The organism is Roseofilum acuticapitatum BLCC-M154 (assembly GCF_030068475.1).
Classification (GTDB): domain Bacteria; phylum Cyanobacteriota; class Cyanobacteriia; order Cyanobacteriales; family Desertifilaceae; genus Roseofilum; species Roseofilum acuticapitatum.
Window position 1 is genome coordinate 1 of sequence record NZ_JAQOSP010000043.1, and the last position, 4,889, is coordinate 4,889.

The 4,889-nt window shown below is 42.4% G+C and carries 5 protein-coding genes; all 5 read right to left on the reverse strand.

Translation table 11 applies throughout. From position 1 onward, the window contains the following. The gene (locus tag PMG71_RS06715) at positions 1–315 is read right to left on the reverse strand and encodes a hypothetical protein (RefSeq protein WP_283751598.1); all 315 of its coding nucleotides are present in this window, start codon (positions 313–315) and stop codon (positions 1–3) included. Positions 316–774: 459 nt separating this feature from the next. Then, a complete protein-coding gene (locus PMG71_RS06720) occupies positions 775–1,287 on the reverse strand; it encodes a cupin domain-containing protein (RefSeq protein ID WP_283752886.1) in 513 nt (170 codons plus the stop codon). Further along, positions 1,287–2,729 carry a pyridoxal phosphate-dependent decarboxylase family protein gene (locus PMG71_RS06725; protein WP_283752887.1) on the reverse strand — a complete coding sequence of 481 codons (1,443 nt, stop codon included), beginning with the start codon at positions 2,727–2,729 and terminating at the stop codon, positions 1,287–1,289. The genes PMG71_RS06720 and PMG71_RS06725 overlap by 1 nt, the downstream gene beginning before the upstream one ends. 92 nt (positions 2,730–2,821) lie before the next feature. Beyond that, the gene (locus tag PMG71_RS06730) at positions 2,822–3,970 is read right to left on the reverse strand and encodes an NAD/NADP octopine/nopaline dehydrogenase family protein (protein WP_283752888.1); all 1,149 of its coding nucleotides are present in this window, start codon (positions 3,968–3,970) and stop codon (positions 2,822–2,824) included. Between the two features lie 33 nt (positions 3,971–4,003). Beyond that, positions 4,004–4,654 carry a class I SAM-dependent DNA methyltransferase gene (locus PMG71_RS06735; protein WP_283752889.1) on the reverse strand — a complete coding sequence of 217 codons (651 nt, stop codon included), beginning with the start codon at positions 4,652–4,654 and terminating at the stop codon, positions 4,004–4,006. Between the last annotated feature and the right edge of the window lie 235 nt (positions 4,655–4,889).

Consider the following 4,889-nt stretch of genomic DNA (forward strand, 5'->3'; position numbering starts at 1 on the left):
TCATGAATCCAAGCTACTCGGATCAATTCCCAATTCCCTCAGTTTTTCAGCCAACTTTGCCACTTGTTCCTGAGCTTCGCGAGCCTGTTGCTGTGCTTCTAAAGTTTGCCTTTGAGCTTGCAGAGTTTCTTGCCTTGCTGATAACAATTGCTCTTCTGGAGTCAAATAGCGCTCTCCTTGTTCATCGTACCAATACAACCATTTGAGCAAGCTAGGAATTAAATCTTGTAGTTCGTTATCCACTGGGGTATCGTCAGAGTCGGGCAGGTCTTCGGCCGAGGGGAGGTCAGCTTTCGGATTGTAGTAGAGTATCATCGGTTTTTCAGTGATGGGATGGTGCTTTGATTGTAGCAATAGTGGGGTCTGAGAGGAGTGCGAGCATCTTGCTCGCTTTTGACCTCTAGCGAGCGAGACACTCACACTCCCGAAAACCTCAAGCCCTATTTGAGTTGTTCTCCTCAGACTTACGTTCACTTAATGTAAAAAATGGCGCATTCCGGTAAACACCATCACAATGCCTAACTCATTGGCTGCGTTGGCGATCGAATCCAGGTCATCGATACAGCGCTTTGCGCTGTTAAGTAATGAGTAATGAGTAATGAGTAATGAGTAAGAAAGTCCCTCTGAGTGCTGTGTAAGGGCAGATTGAGGGCGATTCAAATGTACCTCATAGCAGCGAAAACTGCTGTAATATTATACCTTTTTCCAAAAAAACATACATTTTTTATCTCAATCTTAAGCGGATTGAAAATCATCAAATAATCAAAGTAACACCTATATTTTTTGATTTTTTGATAAAAACATACCTTTCTGAGCATTATCTGAGTAAATGTGAAATGTGTGTCCCGGTTCCAAACAGGTGATTCGATGAATAAAGTTATCATACCGTCCGGGTTTGCCTAAAAACCAAGTTGTGTCTGACGGACAAAAGAGTTGAGTTTTTTGTAAATGCCAACCATCTTTTCCCGTATCGGTAAAGATTTCCATATTAAACAAGCCAGTGATTACATGGTAAAAAGAAAAGGTCGGATGACCATGAACCGGGGTTTTCGCCCGTTTGTCCCATCGAATAATCAAGGCTTCAAAGCCCTGGTCTTCATTCGGCTTTTCCCTGGCCATGTAGTTGCGAGTGTAGGTGCCAGATTCAAACGGAAGTTGGTTTATATCTGGGAAAGAACAGGCGATCACTTGGTGTTTTAACCACGGGCCAAGGGTAGAAAAATCTGCGTGACGATCGCGATAATGAAGAAGCTGCTGAAATAAGGAGTTTACATCAAGATTCTGCATCAGACGGACTCCCTTTCCAATCGTTGACCGATCGCCACTAATGCGTCAAAAAATGCCTCAATGTCTTCCAGACCGGTCTGATTATTACAAATCACCAGACGAAAGACTACCATGTCGTCGAGTTGGGCATAATTGACCATTGCCACTCCCTCTGACCACAAGGCTTGTCGGATTTTTAGGGTCATGTCGTTGGCGGTCTGCTGGGAATTTTGGGGAATATATTGAAAACAGAGATTGAGGGACTGCCGAGGTGTCACCAATTTTAGGCATTCGCGAGCATGAATAATCGCCTCTGCACGAGCAGCTAAGGTAAAATATTGGTCAATTAAGGTTTCCCAACCGCGATCGCCCAGATGTTTCCAGGTCAGCCAAAGCTTCAGTGCATCCACCCGACGACCGCAATGGATGGTACTATGGCCGAGGTCGATCGGGTCTGACTCCTCTGCATGGAACAAGTAATCGGTGCCATCGGTTGAAAAAGTATTCAACATCATCCCCCGTTGTTTGACCAGCAACACCGAACACATTAAGGTCATCCCCATCATCTTATGAGCATCCCAAACCACAGAATCTGCTTGTTCTGCTCCCTGCATCAGATGCCGATGAGTTTGGCTCAGGAGTACGCTCGCTCCCCATGCTCCATCTATATGGAACCATAACCCTTCCCGTTGTGCCACTGCTGCAATCTCTGCAAATGGATCGTAAGCACCCCGGACGGTGGTTCCTGCGGTTCCGGCAACAAAAAAGGGAAGAGATCCCTCGGCACGAGCTTTGGCAATGAGTGATTCTAACTCAGCGACCACCATTTTTCCCTCGTTATCAACGGGGACACTCCACAATTGCGCTGTGCCTAAACCCAACAGGTAGGCAGCTTTGGCAAAGGAATAGTGGGACTCTGCGGAAACAAAGGCGATCGGCTTGGGGCACTGGGTCATTCCCTCCTGTTTTAATGTGGGAATCGCTTTATGACGGGCGATCGCCATTGCCATGAAGTTGCCGTTGCTACCTCCGGTGGTGAACTGTCCCTCTGGATCGGAGAAACCGACCAATTGTCCCATTTTGGCAATGACCGTTTTCTCAATCAAGGTGGCAACAGGAGCCACTTCATAGGTGTACATGGAGGTGTTGGTGGCACTACCGACCATATCCCCCATAAAGCAAGGGGCAGTAAATCCTCCCCAAAGCTGGTTAAAGTAGGCAGGATGAGCCGTTTTTACGGCATTGTTTAAATAGTTGGCAATATCGGTTTGCAATTCTTCGAGAGATTTGCCTTCCCTTGAGAGTTCCAAGGAGAGGCGATCGCTCAACGTGGCTGGATCGAGCGGTGTTGCAACTGGTTTGTGCTTGGCGGAATCAGCAAAAAATTGTTCAAGCTGCTGCAAGAGGTTGAGATAATCAGAGGCTTGGAACATCAGCCGATCTCTAGGCTTTGCGTCAGTCATATTAATATCTTGAAATTTTGATGAACGATTATATACACTATAGCACAGAGGGTCTAGTCACATGATGTTGCAGATTTTTTGATTACGCTCCATCAAATGACTGCATCTTGTAATGTCTGAGTACCATAGTAAGACGGAGTACCACACTGCTTAGAATCTTTTCCAACCAGCTTCCCGTTTACAATAAATTCCTTGCCCATCAATTTTTGATGCCATTCAACAATAATATCGATCCACGGAGTATCAATCGTTAACATTTCAGCATATCCTTTGAGAATGCATAGGCCATAGGGAATATCATCCTCAAACAAACGGGTCTGAGAATCGGGTACAAAACCACCATCAATCTCTCGAACAGGAGTTTTAATTCCTCTATGTGCGTGGCTGGTAGCCCAAATAGTTTTTAAAGAAGTTTTGTCTTCTATCAAACCTGAAAAATCTTCAATTAATCTATCTTTTATTGGTTTTACATAGTCTAAATTAATTTCAGGGAACTGACTTATTATCTCTTGTTTTATCGATTGAATTTCATCACTGAGATGCGTCATACACTTTGCTGAAAATTCATCCATATCAGAATATAGCAATGGGATCTCTGATTCAGAGTAAGGCGATACCCCATCCCAAGCATGAAATATTCCATAGTATCTTCCTGGATGAACGATTTGATTAGATGGAGTTAATGTACAACTTAGAAAATTGGGTAAAAATTCTATTGTAGACTTTCCTAACAAAGTCTTTAACTGGCTAAGTAACTTACTCTTTTCTTGAGAATTAGTAGCTACCCGGAGATGTTGTTGACTTCCATAAATACAAGCTTGTTTGCCATAGTGAGTAGCTCGACAAATCCAAGGGATTGTCTGAAATTCAAAAAAGTAGGCATTAGCTAGTAAAGATCGAGCTAAAAAGTGACTGCAACCTTGTCCAAATAACGAACCAATATGACTACCTCCGTCAACATAGGGCGCTATCTTAGACAGAATTGCATCATAAGCGTGTACGGGACTACACATGATAATTAGATGGCTTCCCGGAATAACTTCTTCTGGTTTAGAACTAATTCTAGATATATAACCCTCAGAAATAGAACTGGTTAAATTTTCCGAAAACACTTTAATGGTTTTGTCCCAATTTTCAGGTCGTCTAGTTAGTAAGCGGGTCTCCACCTCTTGAGGGGCTAAACCTGCCAATACATGGCCGCTGTTCCCGCCCCCTACAATAGTCATAACAAATGATGTCATTTTACCTAATCCATAATTTTTTTCACAAGTTCATTATATAACAGAACAAATCCACACATTACAATACAAATTTTTATCCACTTTTGGCATGGGCTGATATTTTTCTCCGACTTCTACTAACTTCCATTTACCCGATGATTCCAATGAATTTAATTTATCTTTGAAATCACTGGTTTCATAAAAATATGATTTAATAGTGAAAATAATATATCCTTCTGGTTTAGTAATGCGAATCAATTCATCAAAACATGAAAGTGGAGCGTGGTTATGTGCCACAACTCTAGAAGCGATCGCCGCATCAAAGAAATTATCTTTGAAGTCTAAACGCTCTCCTAATACCATTTGTTTTAGATCGGTATAGACGTTCTTTTTCTTTGCTTCTAACAGCATTTTTTGAGAAATGTCAATTCCTGTGAAATGATTGTAACCAAGCTGGGAGAGTTGTTGTCCGACTATGCCCGTCCCCACTCCAACATCTAGGATGCAGGCATTTTTTGGGATATACTGGACGATTTTTGATAGTAAAGGTCGGTCTTCACGTCCAAAAAGATCGGCTGAAATTTGTTCGTATTTTTCGGCTATTAGATCGTAATGTTCTTCTAATTGCTGATGATTATCGGCATTGATTATCCAGTTTAGTATCTCTTGTGGATTCATGTCTTTGATGTTTGCTTGTTCTGACATAGTTACAGTTATCCTATTTATGCTTAGTCGTTACATCAAACATTATACAATATTCTTCTTGATTTTAAGGTGGAGGCGAAAATTAAACTTAAAAGCAGTAGGGTGCGTTAGCGAAGCGTAACGCACCAATCCTCTATATATGGAGTCGTTGCTAGGAGTTGGCTAAGAAATTTACGCGAGAATGAGTGGTCATGAATCCAAGCTACTCGGATCAATTCCCAATTCCCTCAGTTTT